18 protein-coding genes and 1 pseudogene are annotated in these 17,882 nt (G+C 71.8%); 8 read left to right on the forward strand and 11 right to left on the reverse strand.

Features of this window, described 5'->3' with window-relative positions:
* Window positions 1–664: pseudogene (locus E1286_RS48400) on the forward strand (tetratricopeptide repeat protein); the annotation flags it as partial.
* 61 nt (window positions 665–725) lie between these two features.
* On the opposite strand, the gene E1286_RS37170 reads toward E1286_RS48400, so the two are convergent.
* The 9 genes from E1286_RS37170 to E1286_RS37210 form a co-directional block, all read right to left on the reverse strand.
* A complete protein-coding gene (locus tag E1286_RS37170; RefSeq protein WP_132620299.1) occupies window positions 726–1,535 on the reverse strand; it encodes a hypothetical protein in 810 nt (269 codons plus the stop codon).
* Window positions 1,536–1,814: 279 nt separating this feature from the next.
* A complete protein-coding gene (locus tag E1286_RS37175) occupies window positions 1,815–2,831 on the reverse strand; it encodes a WD40 repeat domain-containing protein (RefSeq protein WP_132620301.1) in 1,017 nt (338 codons plus the stop codon).
* Window positions 2,828–3,835 (reverse strand): CobW family GTP-binding protein, encoded by a 1,008-nt coding sequence (locus tag E1286_RS37180; protein ID WP_132620303.1) that lies wholly within the window; start codon window positions 3,833–3,835, stop codon window positions 2,828–2,830. The genes E1286_RS37175 and E1286_RS37180 overlap by 4 nt, the downstream gene beginning before the upstream one ends.
* Before the next feature lie 36 nt (window positions 3,836–3,871).
* Window positions 3,872–4,330, reverse strand: coding sequence for a Fur family transcriptional regulator (locus E1286_RS37185; protein WP_132620305.1), 459 nt, complete (start codon window positions 4,328–4,330; stop codon window positions 3,872–3,874).
* Window positions 4,331–4,402: 72 nt separating this feature from the next.
* Window positions 4,403–5,434 carry an ABC transporter substrate-binding protein gene (locus E1286_RS37190; RefSeq protein WP_132620307.1) on the reverse strand — a complete coding sequence of 344 codons (1,032 nt, stop codon included), beginning with the start codon at window positions 5,432–5,434 and terminating at the stop codon, window positions 4,403–4,405.
* A complete protein-coding gene (locus tag E1286_RS37195) occupies window positions 5,431–6,219 on the reverse strand; it encodes an ABC transporter ATP-binding protein (protein ID WP_132620309.1) in 789 nt (262 codons plus the stop codon). Before E1286_RS37195 ends, E1286_RS37190 begins: the two co-directional genes overlap by 4 nt.
* Window positions 6,216–7,268: a FecCD family ABC transporter permease gene (locus tag E1286_RS37200; protein ID WP_132620311.1), complete on the reverse strand. Its 1,053-nt coding sequence runs from the start codon at window positions 7,266–7,268 to the stop codon at window positions 6,216–6,218. Before E1286_RS37200 ends, E1286_RS37195 begins: the two co-directional genes overlap by 4 nt.
* 308 nt (window positions 7,269–7,576) lie before the next feature.
* Window positions 7,577–8,686 (reverse strand): alanine dehydrogenase, encoded by a 1,110-nt coding sequence (gene ald / locus E1286_RS37205; RefSeq protein ID WP_132620313.1) that lies wholly within the window; start codon window positions 8,684–8,686, stop codon window positions 7,577–7,579.
* Between the two features lie 52 nt (window positions 8,687–8,738).
* The gene (locus E1286_RS37210; protein ID WP_132620315.1) at window positions 8,739–10,121 is read right to left on the reverse strand and encodes an aspartate aminotransferase family protein; all 1,383 of its coding nucleotides are present in this window, start codon (window positions 10,119–10,121) and stop codon (window positions 8,739–8,741) included.
* Between the two features lie 327 nt (window positions 10,122–10,448).
* Between E1286_RS37210 and E1286_RS37215 the strand changes: the two genes are divergently transcribed.
* From E1286_RS37215 to E1286_RS37225, 3 genes are all read left to right on the forward strand, one after another.
* Complete coding sequence (locus E1286_RS37215) at window positions 10,449–11,804, forward strand: dipeptidase (RefSeq protein WP_132620317.1); 1,356 nt, start codon at window positions 10,449–10,451, stop codon at window positions 11,802–11,804.
* Window positions 11,805–12,004: 200 nt separating this feature from the next.
* Window positions 12,005–12,622 (forward strand): RNA polymerase sigma factor, encoded by a 618-nt coding sequence (locus E1286_RS37220; protein WP_132620319.1) that lies wholly within the window; start codon window positions 12,005–12,007, stop codon window positions 12,620–12,622.
* 14 nt (window positions 12,623–12,636) lie between these two features.
* Window positions 12,637–13,674: a CU044_5270 family protein gene (locus E1286_RS37225; protein WP_246075500.1), complete on the forward strand. Its 1,038-nt coding sequence runs from the start codon at window positions 12,637–12,639 to the stop codon at window positions 13,672–13,674.
* Between the two features lie 105 nt (window positions 13,675–13,779).
* Here E1286_RS37225 and E1286_RS37230 read toward each other — a convergent pair whose 3' ends face one another.
* On the reverse strand, window positions 13,780–14,091 hold the full coding sequence (locus E1286_RS37230) for a hypothetical protein (RefSeq protein WP_132620323.1): 312 nt from the start codon (window positions 14,089–14,091) through the stop codon (window positions 13,780–13,782).
* A gap of 99 nt (window positions 14,092–14,190) precedes the next feature.
* Between E1286_RS37230 and E1286_RS37235 the strand changes: the two genes are divergently transcribed.
* Window positions 14,191–14,838 carry an alpha/beta fold hydrolase gene (locus E1286_RS37235; protein ID WP_132620325.1) on the forward strand — a complete coding sequence of 216 codons (648 nt, stop codon included), beginning with the start codon at window positions 14,191–14,193 and terminating at the stop codon, window positions 14,836–14,838.
* Here E1286_RS37235 and E1286_RS37240 read toward each other — a convergent pair.
* Window positions 14,817–15,341 carry a cysteine dioxygenase family protein gene (locus tag E1286_RS37240; RefSeq protein WP_132620327.1) on the reverse strand — a complete coding sequence of 175 codons (525 nt, stop codon included), beginning with the start codon at window positions 15,339–15,341 and terminating at the stop codon, window positions 14,817–14,819. The genes E1286_RS37235 and E1286_RS37240 overlap by 22 nt on opposite strands.
* A gap of 104 nt (window positions 15,342–15,445) precedes the next feature.
* On the opposite strand from E1286_RS37240, the gene E1286_RS37245 reads away from it, so the two are divergent.
* The 3 genes from E1286_RS37245 to E1286_RS37255 form a co-directional block, all read left to right on the forward strand.
* Window positions 15,446–16,384 carry a LysR family transcriptional regulator gene (locus tag E1286_RS37245; protein WP_132620329.1) on the forward strand — a complete coding sequence of 313 codons (939 nt, stop codon included), beginning with the start codon at window positions 15,446–15,448 and terminating at the stop codon, window positions 16,382–16,384.
* Between the two features lie 21 nt (window positions 16,385–16,405).
* On the forward strand, window positions 16,406–17,032 hold the full coding sequence (locus E1286_RS37250; RefSeq protein ID WP_132620331.1) for a LysE family translocator: 627 nt from the start codon (window positions 16,406–16,408) through the stop codon (window positions 17,030–17,032).
* Between the two features lie 98 nt (window positions 17,033–17,130).
* On the forward strand, window positions 17,131–17,882 hold a 752-nt coding region (locus E1286_RS37255; RefSeq protein ID WP_223190792.1), incomplete at its 3' end, for a hypothetical protein.

Here is a 17,882-nt window from a genome sequence, read left to right on the forward strand (position 1 = left end):
GCGTACGGCGCGGGCCTGGTTCGAGCAGGCGGCGGGCGCGGGGCGGGTGGAGGACCAGCGGATGGCCGGGTTCGTCTGCGTGGAGCTGGGTGACACCTCGGCGGCCAGCCACTGGTTCGGGCGGGCCGCGGCGGGCGGGGACGCCGAGTCGGCGTTCAACTATGGCCTGCTGCTCATCGCCGAGTACGGCGACCTGGCGGGCGGCCAGCACTGGTTCCGGCAGGCGGCCAGGGCCGGGCACCACGCGGCCGCCGTCGAGCTGGGCGGGCTGCTGTCGGTCGCGGGCCGCCACGGCGAGGCGCAGGCGTGGCTGTCGGATCCGCCGCCGCCCGCGTGGGGGCGGCCGACCGAGCCGGAGCTGACCGCGCGAGCCGAGCTGGCCGCCGCCGCCACCGGGCGCGGCGGCGGGGTCGCGCTGGACGTGGCCGACCTGGCCGAGGTCCTCGGCACGTGGGACGTGGTGACCAGGCCGCTGCACGACCACTCCGACGTCATCGGGTGGCTGGTGCGGCGCAGCGGGGTGCACGCGAGCGCGGTGGAGCACCTGGCGTCGGTACGCGGCACGCTGCTGCGCCCGGGCAGCGCGCCGTGGCCGAGCCCGGGCGAGCTCCAGCACGTGCTCGCCACCGCCCGCGACCTGCGCCGCCGCCTCGGCGTACGGTGAGGCGGCGTACGGTGAGGCCGCGCGATGTGCGGCGCCCTGCCGGTACGGCGAGGCGGCGGGGCTACCACCTCAGAGGACCGCACGTCGGGTCCCCGACCTCGCACTTGTAGCTGCCCTTGTAGACCGGCGGGTCGTAGATCTTCCCGGGGTTGCGGAAGGGCTTGCCGGTCGGGGTGCCGTCGGAACGCACGACCGTCTCCTCCGCCTTCCCGTCGACCGAGAGCTTGACGACGAGCTCCCAGTCGACGTCCCAGGTGCTGACGGTGATGACCTCGAAGACGATGGGCTCGTTGAGGGCGAGATGCACGAATTTCTCGTCGAAGTACGCGCGGCCCGGCCGTCCGTCCTCGCCGAGGCTTTTCAGGCGTTCGACCGTCGAGTTCTCCCCGAAGAGGAGCACGCCGGGCTCGATCTCTTCGGCGCCCGCCGTCGGCCCCGACAGGAGGGCGCCCTTCGGCGGCTCCCGGCGCTCCAGGACCCGGCCGACGATGTCGGTGATCCTGACCTCGCCCCTCCTCCGTCCCGTGAGCGCCAGCTTGAACCGGGTCCGCGCCGCGTCACATGCCGCGGAGGCGAGGCAGGACTTCGAGAAGCGCAGGCCGCCGTGAGCGGTGGCGAAGCCGACCACGGACGGCCCGTCGGTCGGCAGGTTCATCAGCTCGCCGACGGCCTGGGCAGGCAGCGGCCGATCGAACACCCACTCCATGTCGACGTCCTCGTTCCAGGACTCCTCGACGCCCACCCGGACGGGCGGCTCCGAGACCGACACCCCCTCCTTGACGTCCTCCTGGAACGGCCCGATCACCACCGTGGCCACGAAGACGACGACGGCCAGGACGATGGGCAAGGTGATGCCGGTGACGATCGCCATCCTCCGCTGCGACCGATCCTCCGCCGGCGGGGCCGGGGATGCCGGCGGAGGTGCGGGAGGTCCGCTGTGAGGAGGAGCGGACGCCGGCGGGACCCACCTCGTCGCCGGATCAGGAGGAGGAGCGGACGCCGGCGGGACCCACCTCGTCGCCGGATCGGGACGAGGGGCCTTGCGTGATCGGCGGGATGCTCCAGAACCGTCGTGCGGTCGTGAGGAGCGATCCCCTGGCGTGGTCATGAGATCATGATGGGGCGGCGCATTGGCGCGGTCCAGAGAAACTCAAAGGCCGGACACCCGGTGGGCCAAGACCCGTCCGTCGCGATAGGCGGCGATCAGCACGTCGGGGGCGGCCCAGGCCAACGCCGCCACGGCGGCCCCGCCGTCCAGCGTGCGGGCGGGCCGCAACCTCGCCTCCGGCCGGCCGGAGGTGGCCCGCCACAGGGCGATCGTGCCGTCGTCACCGCCGCTGGCCAGATGCCCGTCCGACCCGGGCCGCCAGGCCAGCGCCGTGATCGTCTCGTGGCAGGTCAGCGAACGGGGGGCGGTCCCGGCCGGGCCCTTGCCGGAGAAGTCCCACACGGTCACCTCGGGCGCGCCGTCCGCGGCCAGCCAGGTGCCGGTGTCGTCGAAGGCGAGGCGGCTCACCTTCTCCGGGTAGCCGGACATCGTCAGCTCCGACCCGTCGCGGCTGCGCCAGATATGGATGGAGGCGTCCTGGTTGCCGCTGCAGATCCACCGCCCGGTGGCGGGGATCGCCAGCGCCAGGTGCGAGCCGACGTAACGGTAGGTGGCCACCGGCACAGGGGTGTGCCGTTCGTGGCAGCTCACCGCGCCGTAGGCGGCCACGGCCAGGCGGCGGCCGGCGCGCATCCAGGCCACGTCGGTCACGGTGCTCGCGGTGGGTTCCGGAGCCCAGAGCTCCCGGCCCTCGGTGTCGAGGACGAGGGCGCGCCGGCCGGAGGCGATCGCGACCCGCTCCTTGTTGGCCCAGGCCGCCTTCGACGACCACGCGCCGGTCTCGAAGACGCTCGCACGGCCGCCGTCGCGCGCCCACAACGCGTGGCCGAGAGGTCCGGCGGCCGCGAGATGCCGCGCGTCGGGGGCCAGCGCCACGTCCAGCGAGCCGCCCGGCAGGTCGAGGACCTTGGCGCCGGCGCCGGTGGCGACGTCCAGCACCCAGACCGTGCCCTCGGCGCCGGCGACGGCGACGAGGTCGCGCCGCACGCTGAGCGCGACAGGCGCGTCGTCGACGCCGGACTCCCAGGCGAGGGCCTCGGGGATCGCCGTGACGCTCATACGGCGGCCCCCGCGGTGACCAGGCAGCCGGCGAAGGCGCGTTCCAGGGCGTCGCGGTCGAGGTCACGGCCGATGAACACCAGCCGGTTGCGGCGGGCCTCGCCCTCCTGCCAGGGCCGGCCGAACTCGCCGTCGAGCAGCATGTGCACGCCCTGGAAGACGTACCGCCGGGGCTCGTCCGCGATGGCGAGGATGCCCTTGGAGCGGAAGATGTCGGCGCCCTTGGTGCGCAGCAGCTCTCCCAGCCACCGGTTGAGCCGCTCCTCGTCCAGCTCGCCGGGCAGTTCGATGCCGACCGAGGTGACGGTGGCGTCGTGCTGGTGCTCGGTGTCGGTGAGGAAGGCCGGGTCGTCGCGGAGCACCCGGTCGAGGTCGAACGCGCCGACGTCCATGATGCGGGCGAGGTCGACCTCGGCGTGCCGGGCGGGGATGACCTCCACCGGAGCGTTGATGGCGCGGATGCGGGAGATCACCTCGTCGATGGTGTCCTGGCCGGCCAGGTCGGTCTTGTTGAGCACCACGCGGTCGGCGAAGGCGATCTGCTCGACGGCCTCGTTCTCCACGCCCTCGGGCTTGGCCTCGTCCAGGTGGCGCAGGACATGGGCGGCGTCGACCAGGGTGACGATGGCGTCCAGGCGCAGCTGGGCGGCGATCTCGTCGTCCATGAAGAAGGTCTGGGCGACGGGCGCCGGGTCGGCCAGACCGGTGGTCTCGATCAGAATGTGGTCGAACTTGTCGCGCCTGCGCATGAGCGCGCCGAGGATGCGGATGAGGTCGCCGCGCACGGTGCAGCAGATGCATCCGTTGTTCATCTCGAAGATCTCTTCCTCGGCGTCCAGCACGAGGGCGTCGTCGATGCCGACCTCGCCGAACTCGTTCTCGATGACGGCGATCCTCAGCCCGTGCTGTTCGGTGAGGATGCGGTTGAGCAGCGTCGTCTTGCCCGAGCCGAGGAAGCCGGTCAGGACGGTGACGGGAACACGCCCGTCTGCGGAGGTGGTCATCGGGTCAAACTCCTTGAGGTACGAGGGGGACGGGCATCATTGCTCTCCTTCGCCGGCGAGGGGAGGGGCGGCGGAGCGGCAGGCCGAGCAGATTCCGCTGAGCTGGACGGTGTGCTCGACCGCGTCGAACCCGGCGCTCTCGCCGATCTCGTCGACCCACGCCTCCACCACCTCGGCGTCCACCGGCCGGCTGCGGCCGCAGGATCGGCAGACGAGATAGTGGCGGTGGCTGCCGGACGGCCGTAGCCGGTACAGCCGTTCTCCGGCGTCGTCGCGCACGACGTCGACCCCGCCGTAGGCCTCCAGCTCCCGCAGCGTGCGGTAGACGGTGGTCAGCCCCACCCCGATCCCGTCGGCGGTCGTCAGGGCGTGCAGCTGCTGGGCGGAGACGAAATCCGGGCAGTCCACCAGCACGTGCAGGACCGCGCCCCGCTGCCGTGTACGGCGTCCGGCCGGCAGGGCCCGCGCCAGTTGTTCGACGTTCCCGCAGCTCATAGCGAATCCCCCCAACTGGACATTCATCGCCGGATCCGGCTGTAGCACCATATATGAAAATGAATACCATTTCTATTGGGGACGGTCGTCGAAGGGAGGCGTGATCGTGGACTCCGGCACCAGACGCCAGCGTTCGAGCGCCTTGCGGATCTGCTCGGCGGCGTCGATGTTCAGGGGGCTGCTGGTCCACAGGGCGTAGGGCAGGTTCAGGAACCGCCGCTCGGCCACCGCGGGCAGATCCTTGATGCCGGCCCGTGAGGTGAGCAGGCGCACCTTCTGCTCGAAGGTCTGCGGCGGGTAGTCGACGAAGACGAACGCGTCCGGCTCGGCCGCGGCCACCCGTTCCCAGGACACCGTGGTCCAGCTGTCGTCGACGTCCTCGATCGCGTTGCGGCCGCCCGCGCTGTCGATGATCGCCTGCGGCGCGCCGAACCGGCCGCTGGAGAACACCGTGTCGCCGGCGCTGTCGAACAGGAAGATCGTGGGCCGTTTCCCAGGTTGCGGCGCGTTCCGCAGCGCGGTGAGCCGCCGGTCGATGTCGTCGATGACCTGCCGCGCCCGCCGGGTACGGCCGGTGATCGTACCGAGATTGGCCAGGTCGTCCTGCAGGGCCTGCCACGGTTCGGCGATCCCCCGCCGCCGGCCGCCGTTCTGCCGGCAGCTCTCGGAGAGCGCGTACGGGGCGATCCCTCGTTCGCGGAGGGAATCGGGGGTCAACCGGGTCTCTTCGCTGTAGCCGTAGTTCCAGCCGGCGATCATGACGTCCGGCCGCTGCGCGAACACGGTCTCGCGGGAGGGATATCCCGGCGCGACGACGTTCAGCCGGTCGACGACGCCGCCGTAGTGGCGGCGCAGCGTGCCGGCGTCGCGTTGCAGACTGGAGACCGCGGCCACCTGGTCCTCGGCCCCGATGGCCAGGGCCATGGCGATCATGTTGCCGTCGTTGACGAACAGCCGCCGCGCGGGCGAGGGGAAGCGGGCGGGCTCGCCGCAGTTGGTGACCGTGATCGCCGCGGCGTCCGGCCGCGCGGAGGCGATCGTGCCGCAGGCGGCGAGCGAGACGGCCGCCGCGACGGTGGCGGCGGCGAGGACGATGCGGTTCATGGTGTGCACTCCGGGCGGAGCGGGGTGATCAGCAGGTGTGTGTCACCGGTCACGGGATGGCGGATCGGGGTGGCGTCCACGCCGAAGACGGCGCCGACGACGCCGGGCGTCAGCGCCTCGCCCGGTGGCGCGAGGGGCAGGGCCCGGCCTTCGTGCAGCACGAGGACGCGATCACAGGTGGCGGTGGCCAGGGTGAGGTCGTGCAGCGCCAGCACCACGGTGCGGCCGAGCCGGCGCACGAGTTGCATGAGGTCCAGCTGGTGCCGTACATCGAGATGATTGGTCGGTTCGTCGAGCAGGAGGAGCGGAGTGCGCTGCACCAGCCCTCTGGCCAGGAGCACCCTGCGGCGTTCGCCGCCGGACAGCTGGTTCACGGGCCGGTCGGCGAGATCGGCCAGAGCGACCTGGGCGAGCGCGTCCGCGACGGCGGCACGCTCGCGGGGGCCGACGCCGTTCCACGGCGATCGGTAGGGGGTCAGGCCCAGCGCGACGACCTCCCAGGCGAGCAGGTCAGGGGGCAGGTCCTGCTCCTGGGCGACCAGCGCGACCTTGCGCGCCCGCTGCCGGGCGCCGAGGCCGTGCAACCGGACACCGCCGACGTGCACGTGACCGACCGAGGGGTTGCGCAGCCCGGCGAGGACGCGCAGCAGCGTGGACTTCCCGCATCCGTTCGGCCCGACGATCCCGATCGTCTCCCCCTCGCGGACGTCGAGCCGCACGTCGCGGAGGACGACGCGCTTCCCCGCCGAGCAGGCCAGCCCCTCGGCGCGCAGGTGGACGCTCACCCCTCACCCCCGAAGCGGTAACGCCGGCGCCCGAGCAGGACGAGGAACGCCGGTGCGCCGATCAGCCCCGACACGACGCTGAGCGGGATCTCGGTGGGCGGCACGAGGATCCGGGTGACGACGTCGACCCACAGCAGGAACAGGGCGCCGCACATCGCCGCGGCCGGCAGCAGGACCCGGTGCCGGGCGCCGACCAGCAGCCGTGCCGCGTGCGGCACGACCAGCCCGACGAAGCCGATACCGCCCGAGACCGCGACCAGCACGCCGACGAGGATCGCCAGCAGGACGAACAGGCCGACGCGCACCGCGCGGACCGGGACGCCGACCGACGCCGCGGTGTCGGAGCCCGTCGCGAGCGCGTCGAGCCAGCCGCTGCCGGCCAGCATCGCCGCGGCGACGGCCCCCACCGTGATCGCCGGTATCGCGAGCTGGTACCACTCCGCGCCGGCCAGGCTGCCGAGCAACCAGAACAGCACGGACTGCGCCGCGGCCGGATCGGAACTGCGGAAGACCAGATAACTCGCCACCGCCGAGAACGCCGAGCCGAGGACCGTCCCCGTGAGCACCAGCCGCAACGGGGTCAGCCCGCCTTGGGCGGTGGCGATCACGAACACCAGCACCGCGGCGCCGAGCGCCCCGATGAGCGCGCCCCCGGACAACGTCAACGCCCCCGCGCCGGCGAACAGACCCGAGGTGATCACCGCGGTGGCGCCGACGCTCGCGCCGGAAGAGACGCCCAGCAGGTACGGATCCGCGAGAGGATTGCGGACGAGCGTCTGCATTCCGGCTCCGGCCAGCGCGAGACCGGCGCCGACGAGGGCCGCCAGCAACGCGCGCGGCACCCGCAGCTGCCACACGATCGTGTCGTACGCGAGGTCCGCGACCGGCCCGCCGGTCACCCGCCCGACCAGCACGTCGATCACCGTGGCCGGCGACAGGGGCTCCGCCCCGAACGCGGTCGACAGCACCAGGCTGGCGAGCAGGGCGAGCGTGACGAGGAAGAAGGCGAGTGGGGCGCGGAGCCGGCGCCTGCCCCGCGGAGCGTCCATCACGGCGGTCGGTGATGGAGGGCTGGACCGAGCCGATGCGAGTTGCACTGATGACACAAAGCCTCCTCGGGCTCACGTGACCGAGTCATCACCGGAGCAGCTTGGCTCCGGTCTCTCGCAGCGCACTCTATTTGATAATGATTTTCATTCCCAACCCGGGGCGCGGCCGGGCGGGCAGGACCGCACTGCCGGCCGCAAAGCGGCCCCGCCGCATCACCCCGACTCCAGCCGGCCGCCCATGCTGGGAAGAGCCGCAGAACGCCGACGAGGCCCCCGGCGTGCCGGGGACCTCGTTCGGATGACAGGCTCTAGATCACTTCGGAGACCGGCGTGTACGGGAGGTCGAGCGCCTCGGCGACCGGCTGGTTGGTGAGCAGGCCGGCGTGCGTGTTGAGGCCGCCCGCGAGGCCGGCGTCCGTCTTGACGGCGTCGCGCCAGCCGAGGCCGGCCAGCTTGACGGCGTACGGAAGGGTCGCGTTGGTCAGCGCGTACGTCGAGGTGTTCGCCACGGAGCCGGGCATGTTGGCCACGCAGTAGAAGATCGACTCGTGCACCTTGTACGTCGGGTCGGCGTGCGTGGTCGGGCGCGAGTCCTCGAAGCAGCCGCCCTGGTCGATGGCGATGTCCACGAGCACGGAGCCCGGCTTCATCCGGGAGACCAGGTCGTTGGAGACCAGCGTCGGGGCCTTGGCGCCGGGGATCAGCACCGCGCCGATGACCAGGTCGGCCTGGAGGACCTCCTGCTCGATCGCGTACCGGGTGGAGACCAGCGTCTTGAGGCGGCCCTGGTAGATCGCGTCGATGTGACGCAGGCGGTCGATGTTGAGGTCGAGGACGGTGACGTCGGCGCCCATGCCGACGGCGATCTGCGCGGCGTTCAGGCCGGAGACGCCGCCGCCGATCACGACCACCTTGGCCGGGGCCACGCCCGGCACGCCGCCCGGCAGGATGCCCCGCCCGCCGTTGAAACGCATCAGGTTGTACGCGCCCACCTGCGGCGCGAGCCGGCCCGCGACCTCCGACATCGGCGCGAGCAGCGGCAGGGAGTTGCCCACCTGCACGGTCTCGTACGCGATGCCCGTGGTGCCGGCCTGCAGCAGCGCGTCGGTGCAGGTGCGGGAGGCGGCCAGGTGCAGGTACGTGAAGAGCACCAGGCCCTCGCGCAGCCGGTGGTACTCCTCGGCGATCGGCTCCTTGACCTTGAGCACCATGTCGGCGCCGCCCCACACGTCGTCGGCGCTGTCGATGATCTTCGCGCCCGCGGCGAGGTACTCCTCATCGGTGATGTGCGAGCCGAGGCCTGCCCCACGCTGGACGGTCACCTCGTGGCCGGCCCGCACCAGTTCGTGAACGCCCGCCGGAGTCGCAGCGACGCGATACTCGTGGTTCTTGACCTCGGCGGGTACGCCGATCTTCATTGCGGTGAATCCTTTCGGGAACCCGGCACGCCGTCGTGCCGGGGTTTGAGGTTCAGAGGCGTTTCCACGCCTCACTCAGGACGCCGCGCAGGATCGACGCGATCTCGTCGAACTCCTTCTGACCGGCGATCAGCGGTGGGGAGAGCTGGATCACGGGGTCGCCCCGGTCATCGGCGCGGCAGTAGAGGCCCGCGTCGAACAGCGCCTTCGACAGGAAGCCCCGCAGCAGCCGCTCGGACTCCTCCGCATCGAACGTCTCCTTCGTGGCCTTGTCCTTGACCAGCTCGATGCCCCAGAAGTAGCCGGAGCCGCGCACGTCGCCGACGATCGGCAGGTCGCGAAGCCCTTCGAGGGTCTCGCGGAAGCGCGGCTCGTTGGCGGTGACGTGGCCGAGCAGATCCTCGCGCTCGAAGATGTCGAGGTTGGCCAGGGCCACGGCGGCGGAGACGGGATGGCCACCGAAGGTGTAGCCGTGGGCGAACATCGTGTCGCCGCCCTTGAACGGCTCGAACAGGCGCTCGTGCGCGATCATGGCGCCGATCGGCGAGTAGCCGCTGGTCATGCCCTTGGCGCAGGTGATGATGTCCGGCACGTAGTCGAACTTCTGACCGCCGAACATCGTGCCGAGGCGGCCGAAGGCGCAGATGACCTCGTCGGAGACGAGCAGCACGTCGTACTCGTCACAGATCTCGCGCAGGCGCTGGAAGTAGCCGGCGGGCGGCGGGAAGCAGCCGCCGGCGTTCTGGACGGGCTCGGCGAAGACGGCGGCCACCGTGTCGGGGCCCTCCATCTCGATGGCGCGGGCCACCCGGTCGGCCGCCCAGATGCCGTACTGCTCGGCCGTCATGCCGGGGACGCCGGTGATCTCGTCGGCGCGGTAGTAGTTGGTGTTCGGCACGCGGACCGAGCCGGGCACGAGCGGCTCGAACATCTGCTTGAACGCCGGGATGCCGGTGATCGACAGCGCGCCCTGCGGGGTGCCGTGGTAGGCGATCTGGCGGCTGATGACCTTGTGCTTGAGCGGCTTTCCGACGAGCTTGTAGTACTGCTTGGCGAGCTTCCAGGCGCTCTCGACCGCCTCGCCGCCGCCGGTGGTGAAGAAGACGCGGTTCAGCTCGCCGGGAGTGTGGGAGGCCAGCCGCTGGGCCAGCTCGGCCGCCTTGGGGTGGGCGTACGACCACAGCGGGAAGAACGCCAGCTCCTGCGCCTGCTTGGCGGCCGCTTCGGCGAGTTCCTGCCGCCCGTGGCCCACCTGGACGACGAAGAGTCCGGCCAGACCGTCGAGGTAACGCTTGCCGTGGATGTCGTAGACGTAGGACCCCTCACCGCGGACGATGGTCGGGATCTCGGACTGCTCGTAGGCGCTGTGTCTGGTGAAGTGCAACCACAGGTGGTCCTGCGCGGCCTTCAGGACGTCGTTTTCGGGCTGCGTCATGGTTATCTTCCCTCGTGTCTGAACTCTCCACAGTCTGCATCGAGACGTCCGGTTTGCCAAGCGAATCGGTCGTGACACTCTGCAAGAAATCCGAGATCCGCAGAACCGTTTTGTAACAGCAACGAAATCCGCAGGATAGATTCGTCACGCGCGCGCGAACCCGTTTTCCCCAGCGTGGCGCGCCGTGATCCAATGTGAGCAAATCGCTGTGAACTGGTATGCACTCCTGTGAGCTGCGACGATCGTCGGAAGCCGGTGTCCGCCGGCCGCGACCGCCGCGGACAACCGTAGACCACCCGTTGAGAACGACCCCCGGGGGACCGTCCCGTGACTCCTGACCAGATCGAGAGCGCCGTCGCCGCCGCGATGCCGCAGGCCGTCGACGAGCTGCGGCGACTTGCCGCCATCCCCTCCGTGGCCTTCCCCGGGCACCCGGAAGAGCCCGTGTACGCCGCGGCCGCCATGACGGAGGAGCTGCTGCGCTCCGTGGGCCTGCCGCGCGTCCAGCAGGTGCCCGTCGAAGGCAGCTTCCCCGCCGTGTACGGCGAGGCCCCCGCGCCTCCCGGCATGCCGACGGTGCTGCTGTACGCCCACTACGACGTCCAGCCCGCCGGTGACCTTGCCGCGTGGCGGACCCCGCCGTTCGAGCCGACCCTGATCGACGGCCGCCTGTACGGTCGCGGCTGCGCCGACGACAAGTCGGGCATCATCTCCCACGTCACCGCCCTGCGCACCTTCCAGGGCCGGTTCCCCGTGGGCATCAAGGTCATCATCGAGGGCCAGGAGGAGTACGCCGGCGAGCGGCTCGAGGCGTTCGTCGAGCGCAACCCCGACCTGCTGCGGGCCGACACCATCGTGGTGGCCGACGTCGGCAATCCGCGGGTGGGCGACCCGGCGGTCACCACCTCGCTGCGCGGCATGGCGGCCTTCACCATCGAGGTCGGCACGCTGCAGGAGCCCGTGCACAGCGGCTCGTTCGGCGGTGCCGCGCCCGACGCGCTGGCGGCGCTCATGCGCATGCTGACCGCGCTGCACGACGACAACGGCGACGTCCGCGTCCCGGGGCTGCCGCGCGGCACGTTCCTCGGGCAGGGGCCGTCGGAGGAGGAGTTCAGGCGGACGGCCGGGGTCCTCGACGGGGTGTCGCTGGTGGGCTCAGGCTCGCTGGCCGACCGTCTGTGGTCGTCGTTCTCGATCACCGTCACGGGGCTCGACGTGCCGACGGTGTCGGGCGCGATCAACGCGGTGCAGCCGAGGGCGCGGGCGCGGGTGACCGTGCGGGTGCCTCCGGCGGGTGACCCGAAGACGACGGTGAACGCGATCGTGGAATTCCTGCGGCAGGTGGCCCCGTGGGGCGTGCAGGTGTCGTTCGGCGACTTCACGGTCGGCTCCGGCTTCCAGGCCGACTCGGGCGGCAAGGCGCGGTTCGCGCTGAACCGGGCGATGGAGCGCGCCTTCGGCCGCCCGCCGCGCGACGTGGGCGCCGGCGGCTCGATCCCGCTGGTCAACACGCTGCTGAAGCAGTTCCCCGCGGCGGAGATCCTGCTCTTCGGCGCCGAGGACGAGGAGGCCGCCATCCACGCCCCCAACGAGCGCGTGGACCTGGAGGAACTGCGCCGCGTGGCCACCACGGAGGCCCTCTTCCTGCACGAGCTCGGCCAGCCCTCCGTGCTCGGCGTCTGACCGCCGACGCGTCGAAGGCCCGTGCGGCGGCGCACGGGCCTTCGCCGTTCCCGGGCGGAAGTTCTCGGACGAAAGTTCCCGGGCGAAAGTGTCCGGGCGAAAGTGTCCGGGCGGAAGTCTCTGGGCGAAAAAGGTGGAACCGTCGTCCTGGCTCTCGGCAATTACTCGTGTCATGACCGGAGACACCCGAGAGGCACCACATGCGATACGAGAGCCGGGCGGATCTCTCGCCCTGGCCCGACCCCGCGGCGACCGGCGACGGCCCCGCGCGGGACGGCGCGGCGGAGGGCGTGCCACCCGAACGGCTCGCCGCCCTGTTCGTCCGGTACGCCCCTGAGCTGAAGCGCTACGTCGTCCGGCGGCTCGGGCTGGACCCGGCCGACGACATCGTCGCCGAGACGTTCGCCGTCGCGCTGCAGCGCCTGGAGACGTACGACGCGAGGCTCGGCGACGAGCGGGCCTGGCTGTACGGCATCGCCACCAACCTCATCGGCCGGCACCGTCGCCGCGAGATCGGCCTGTACAAGGCGCTGAGCCGTACCGGGATCGACCCGGTGACCGAGCCGTTCACCGACGAGGTCGAGCGGCGGGTGGCCGCCGGCGGGGCGCGCGAGCGGCTGGCGAGGGCGCTGGCCGGGCTGTCGCGCAAACATCGGGACACATTGCTGCTGGTGACCTGGACGGATCTCACGTACGAGGAGGTCGCGGCGGCGCTCGGCGTCCCCGTGGGGACCGTGCGGTCGCGGGTCAACCGGGCGCGCGAGAAGGTGCGGCGGGTGTTCGCCGGCGTCGATCCGACCAGCGGGAACGAGGGATGAGGATGACGGACGAGATGGAACGGCTCCGGAATTTCCGCGACGAGGTACCCGAACGGCTGGACGTGTCCGGCGCGGGCCGCAAACTGGCCGAACTCACAGCCGCGACTTCCGGGCGGCGAAGGGCTGGGACCTTCGCAGGGGCCTCGGGTCGGCAAAGGCCCTGGACGCCCGCAGGAGCTTTCGGGCGGCGACGGGACCGGACGTTCGCAGGAGCCGCCGCGCCGGGAAGGGCGGCGCCGCGTCGCAGGCGGCCCGCGTACCGGCTGGGGTTGGCACTGGCGGGGGCTGGTGTGGTGGCCGTCGCGGCCGTGGCCGTGCTGCGTCCGCAGGGCGTGGTGGTGCCGGACGGGCCGGCGGGGCCGCCGCCAGCGGCGGCGAGCCCGGCGGTCGCCACGGTGGTGCTGGAGCGGGCCGCGCTCGTGGCCGCCCGGAGCCCGGCCACCGAGATCCGGCCGGACCAGTGGTTCTACCTGAAGGAATCCCAGCACATGGGCGCCGACCTGCCGACGTTCGAGACGTGGGACCGGATGGACGGCGCCAGGACGGCCATCCGGTCGGAGGGCGGCAGGCTGCGCGTGCGCGCCGCCGAGAAGGGGCCGACGCACAGCGGGCGGACGCAGCGGGAGGTGGCGGCGCTGCCCTCCGATCCCGACGCGCTGCTGCGGCACTTCCGCGGTCTCCGGCAGGCGCGGTATCCCCTGTCGATCTGCCAGCCCCGCTGCGCTCCTGAGATCGCGGACGACGTCAAGATGTTCGGCGCGATCGGCTGGTACATGAAGTACGCGCCCCTGATGCCGCCCGAGACGGCCGCGGGGATGTACCGGGCGCTGGCCAGGATCCCGAACGTCTCCATCGAGGAGAACGCCACGGACGCGGACGGCCGCAGGGGCATCGGCGTGCGGTTCGACGCGGGCGACGGCGTGCACGCCTCCTACATTCTCGACCCGGTCGACTACCGCTACATGGGCGTGAAGGTGGTGAGCGACGGCGAGACGATGGGGCTTTCCGTGCTCGGCTCCGGCATCGTCGACAAGCCGGGCGACCTCCCCTGACCGGCGGCGGCCCGTGCCGGGCGGTCGCCGTCAGCAGCCGACGGCTCGCCGCTGGCCGAGCTCTCGCGGCTCTCGGTGTCGCCGGCCTTCCTGGCGCTTCCCACCTCAGAAGCGCCAGCGGGTCTGGCTGTAGTGGCCCTTGCGGAATCCGAGCACCTTCGACGGCCGTACCGCGTAGACCGGGGCCGTGCCGCCCGCGACGTTGACGAACGCGCCGTCGCGGACCTCGAAGTGCCACGTGGGGCCGTACTTCTCCTCCCAGGCCGCGGACAGCTCCTTGAGCGCGGCGGAGTCGGTGACCCGTTCGGCCACACCCTCCACCACCCGGTCCAGCCCCTCGTGCAGGGAGCCGGCGCCGGTCGTGGGGACGGCGTCGTCGTCGCTGAAGCGCGGGTCCAGCTCTGCAGTCGGTTCCATGGTCGATCCTTTCGGTTTCCCAAGGGAAAGACCGATGCGGCGCCCCGAACTCGTCGCGCGCGGGGCAGGATGGCGGGAAACCGAGCGGGAGGTACGGAGATGGCGACGTTCGCGCTGATCCACGGCGGCGGGGGCTCCGCGTGGGACTGGCACCTGCTGGAACCCGAGCTACGCGGGCGCGGGCACGACGTCGTGGCGGTGGACCTGCCGCTCGGCGACGAGGGCGCCGGCCTGCTCGACTACGCCGACACCGTGGTCGAGGCCCTCGGCGACCGGCGTGACGTGGTGGTGGTGGCGCATTCGTGGGGCGGCTTCGTCGGGCCGCTGGTCTGCGCGCGCACGAGGACCGAGCTGCTGGTGCTGGTGACGGCGATGATCCCGGCGCCGGGCGAGCCGCCGTCCGCGTGGTGGGGCAACACCAGCTTCGAGCAGGCCGACCTCGAAACGGTCGAGTTGTTCCTGCACGACGTGCCCGCCGAACTGGCCGCGGAGTCGATCGTGCGGTCGCGCGAGCACGCCGACAAGGCCCTGGTGGAGCCATGGCCGCTGGAGGCGTGGCCCGACGTGCCGACGAGGTTCCTGCTCTGCCGTGACGACCGGTTCTTCACGCCGGAGTTCATGCGCCGGGTCGTACGCGACCGGCTCGGCATCACGCCCGACGAGATCGACGGGAGCCACGCCCCCATGCTGGCGCGGCCCAAGGAGCTGGCCGACCGGCTGGAGGACTACCTGGCCGGCAGGTCGTAGAGGCGGCGGACGCTGCTGCCGAGGCGGGCCACGTCGGCGCCGTAGACGTGCAGGGAGATGCCCGTCTCCGCGCTGGTGTTGCGGACCTTGTGGATGTCGCCGGGCGGCGCGAAGCCGCTGACCTCGCCCGGGCGGTTGTCGGCCCGGCCGATCTCGACGAGGTGGTCGCCCATGTCGCGGTAGAGGGTCTCGTGCTCGATCCCGCTGATGATGCCGAACGTGCACCACGACACGTGGTCGTGGATCGGGGTGCCCTGGCCGGGGCGCCACACGACGCCGACGATGGAGAAGTCGTCCTCGGCGTGCAGGATGTGGGTGACGTACCCGTCGGGTGAGCCCTCGCGCTCGGCCGGAGCGAGAATGTCGGGCCCGGGGAGGTGGCCGCGCAGCAGATCGGCGACGGCGAACGCGGTCTCGTGCGCCCCCAGCCCCCGGGCGACGATTCCGGACACACCCGACACGAGGACATCGAGGCCGGGCCTGGTGACGGTGGTGAGGTTCATGGCGCTTCCCTACGTCCGGAATATCCCTTCCTCTCTACGGTCCCGCATCTGCATTGATAGGTCCAACAGAAGTCTTCTGGTCGATCAATAGATACGATTGATGAATGCTGGACGTCACCCGCCTGCGCGTGCTCCTCACCGTGGCCCAGAAGGGGTCGCTGACCGAGGCGGCCAAGGTGCTGCACTACTCGCAGCCGTCGATCAGCCACCACCTGGCCCGGCTGGAGGCCGAGACCGGCGCCAAGCTCATCCAGCGCGCCGGGCGCGGCATCAGGCTCACCGAGGCGGGCCGGCTGCTGGCCGAGCGGGCCGCCGACATCATCGGCCGCCTCGACGCCGCCTCCGAGGAGCTGGCCGCCCACGTGGGGCTGCGCTCGGGCCGCGTACGGCTGACCGCCTTCCCCTCGGCGCTGGGGACGTTCGTCCCGGGGGCGGCCAGGCTGCTGGCCGCGGAGCACCCCGGGCTACGCCTGGAGCTCACCGAGACCGAGCCGCCCGAGGCGCTGCGCCTGTTGCGGGCCGGCCGCGCCGACGTGGCGGTGATCTTCCGGTACGACGACACCGCCCCCGAGGACGGCGGCATCCACATGGTCCACCTCCTCGACGACCCCAGTTACCTGGTGTCCCGTGCGCCGGCCGGTGAGCTGGCCGACAACGCCGACGCGTCGTGGATCGCCGGGTGCGACCGGTGCCGCAGCCATCTGCTCGACATGTGTGAGAAGGCCGGGTTCGCGCCGCGGATCACGTTCACGAGTGACGACATCGTGGCGGTGCAGGCGCTGGTCGCGGGCGGGCTCGGCCTGACCCTGCTGCCTGGGCTCGCCCTCAGCGCCCACCGGCACCCGGAGGTCGAGGTCACGGAGGTGCCCGGGTCGGTGCGGCAGGTGTACGCGGCCGTCTACGGCGAACCGCCGCACCCGCCCGCCACGGAGGCGCTGCTGGCGGCGCTGCTGGCGGCGCTGAGCGAAAGCCTGCGCACCGCGCCGCCGATGGGGTCCGTCCCGGCCGCCGAGGATGTGGTGGGGGTCGGGAAAAGTCGTTGACGGCGTTTCTAGCATGGCCTTATGCCGGATATTTCAACGCTCGCGGTGTTCTGTGCGGCCACTCTCGCGCTGCTCGTCGTACCCGGACCGGCGGTCCTCTACATCGTCACCAGGAGCGTCGCCCAGGGCTCTTCCGCGGGGCTGATCTCGGTGCTCGGCGTCCACGTGGGGTCGGTCGTGCACGTCGCCGCGGCTGCGCTGGGCATCAGCGCGCTGCTCGCGGCCTCGGCCACGGCGTTCACCATCGTCAAGTACGTCGGCGTGGCCTACCTGCTCTGGCTCGGCGTACGCAAGCTGATGCGGCGCAGTGAGGACGAGCAGACGGTCGAGCTGCGGGTGCACTCGAAGCGGCGGCTGTTCTGGGAAGGGGTTCTGGTCAACGTCCTCAACCCGAAGACGGCGGTGTTCTTCGTGGCGTTCCTGCCGCAGTTCGCCGACCCCGGCGCAGGGCCGATCGGCCCGCAGATCCTCGTGCTCGGGCTGCTGTGGATCGCGCTGGGGATGCTCTCCGACGGCACGTACGCGATGCTCGCCTCGGCCCTGGCGGGGCGGGTGCGCGGGTCGGCCCGCGCCCGGCGGCGGCTGGACGTCGGGAGCGGGGTCGTGTACCTGGGTCTGGCGGCCTGGCTCACAACCGAGAAGGCATGACAAGCCGCGAATTTTCCCGGCCATAGTGCGATAGTGGGAGCACTTCAGTCGCTCGTCAGGGGGACGGCACGCCGGAACGTAGGCAATAGGCGGCACCCATGGACACGCCACCACACCACCTCGGGCTCGAACGGGTCGTCGAGGTCTATTCCGGTCACGACACCGTCGTAGGCGTGACCGGGTCCGGTTATGCGATCGGGGCGGATCTCGTGCTGGCCTCCGGCCACGTGGTGGATCCCGCCGCGCCCTGCCAGGTACGCGCGTCCGGATCGGCGCGGTGGGTGGCGGCCGAGGAGGTGTGGCGGGGGCGCGGCGGCAGCGCGGGAGCTGTGCTGCTGCGGGCGTGCGAACCCCTGGGCGCCCGGTTCGCCCGACTCTCCTGGGCCGAACTGACGCCTCCTCCTGGGGCGCGAACGTCCGGCGTTCCCGAGGGCGGACGGCCCTCGGGTGCTTGCGGTGTTCGGCGCTCCGGTTCTCTGCGGTGTGTGGCCAGAGGCTTCCCGCAGGCGTGGCAGCGGGACGGCGTCCGGGACGCGGAGTCGGTGTCTGGGCTGGTGGATGCGCCCATGAGCGTGGTGTCGAAGGCGCTGGCGTTCCAGGTGCTGGATCCGGCACCCCAGTCGATGCCCGTCTCGCTCTGGCACGGCATGGCGGGCGCCGCCCTCCTCGCCGGACAAACCGGCCACCTCATCGGCCTGATCACCACCGACCACACCGACCATCGCACCGCCCCGACCCCAGCCGACCGCGCCGGCCGCCTCCCCACCCTGACGCACCTGCCGGGCCCGATCGCCACCGACCCCACCGCGCTGGGCGCAGCCGGTTTCCCCGATCTGGCGGGCTTCGGGCG

Source organism: Nonomuraea terrae (assembly GCF_004348995.1).
Taxonomy (GTDB): Bacteria; Actinomycetota; Actinomycetes; order Streptosporangiales; family Streptosporangiaceae; genus Nonomuraea; species Nonomuraea terrae.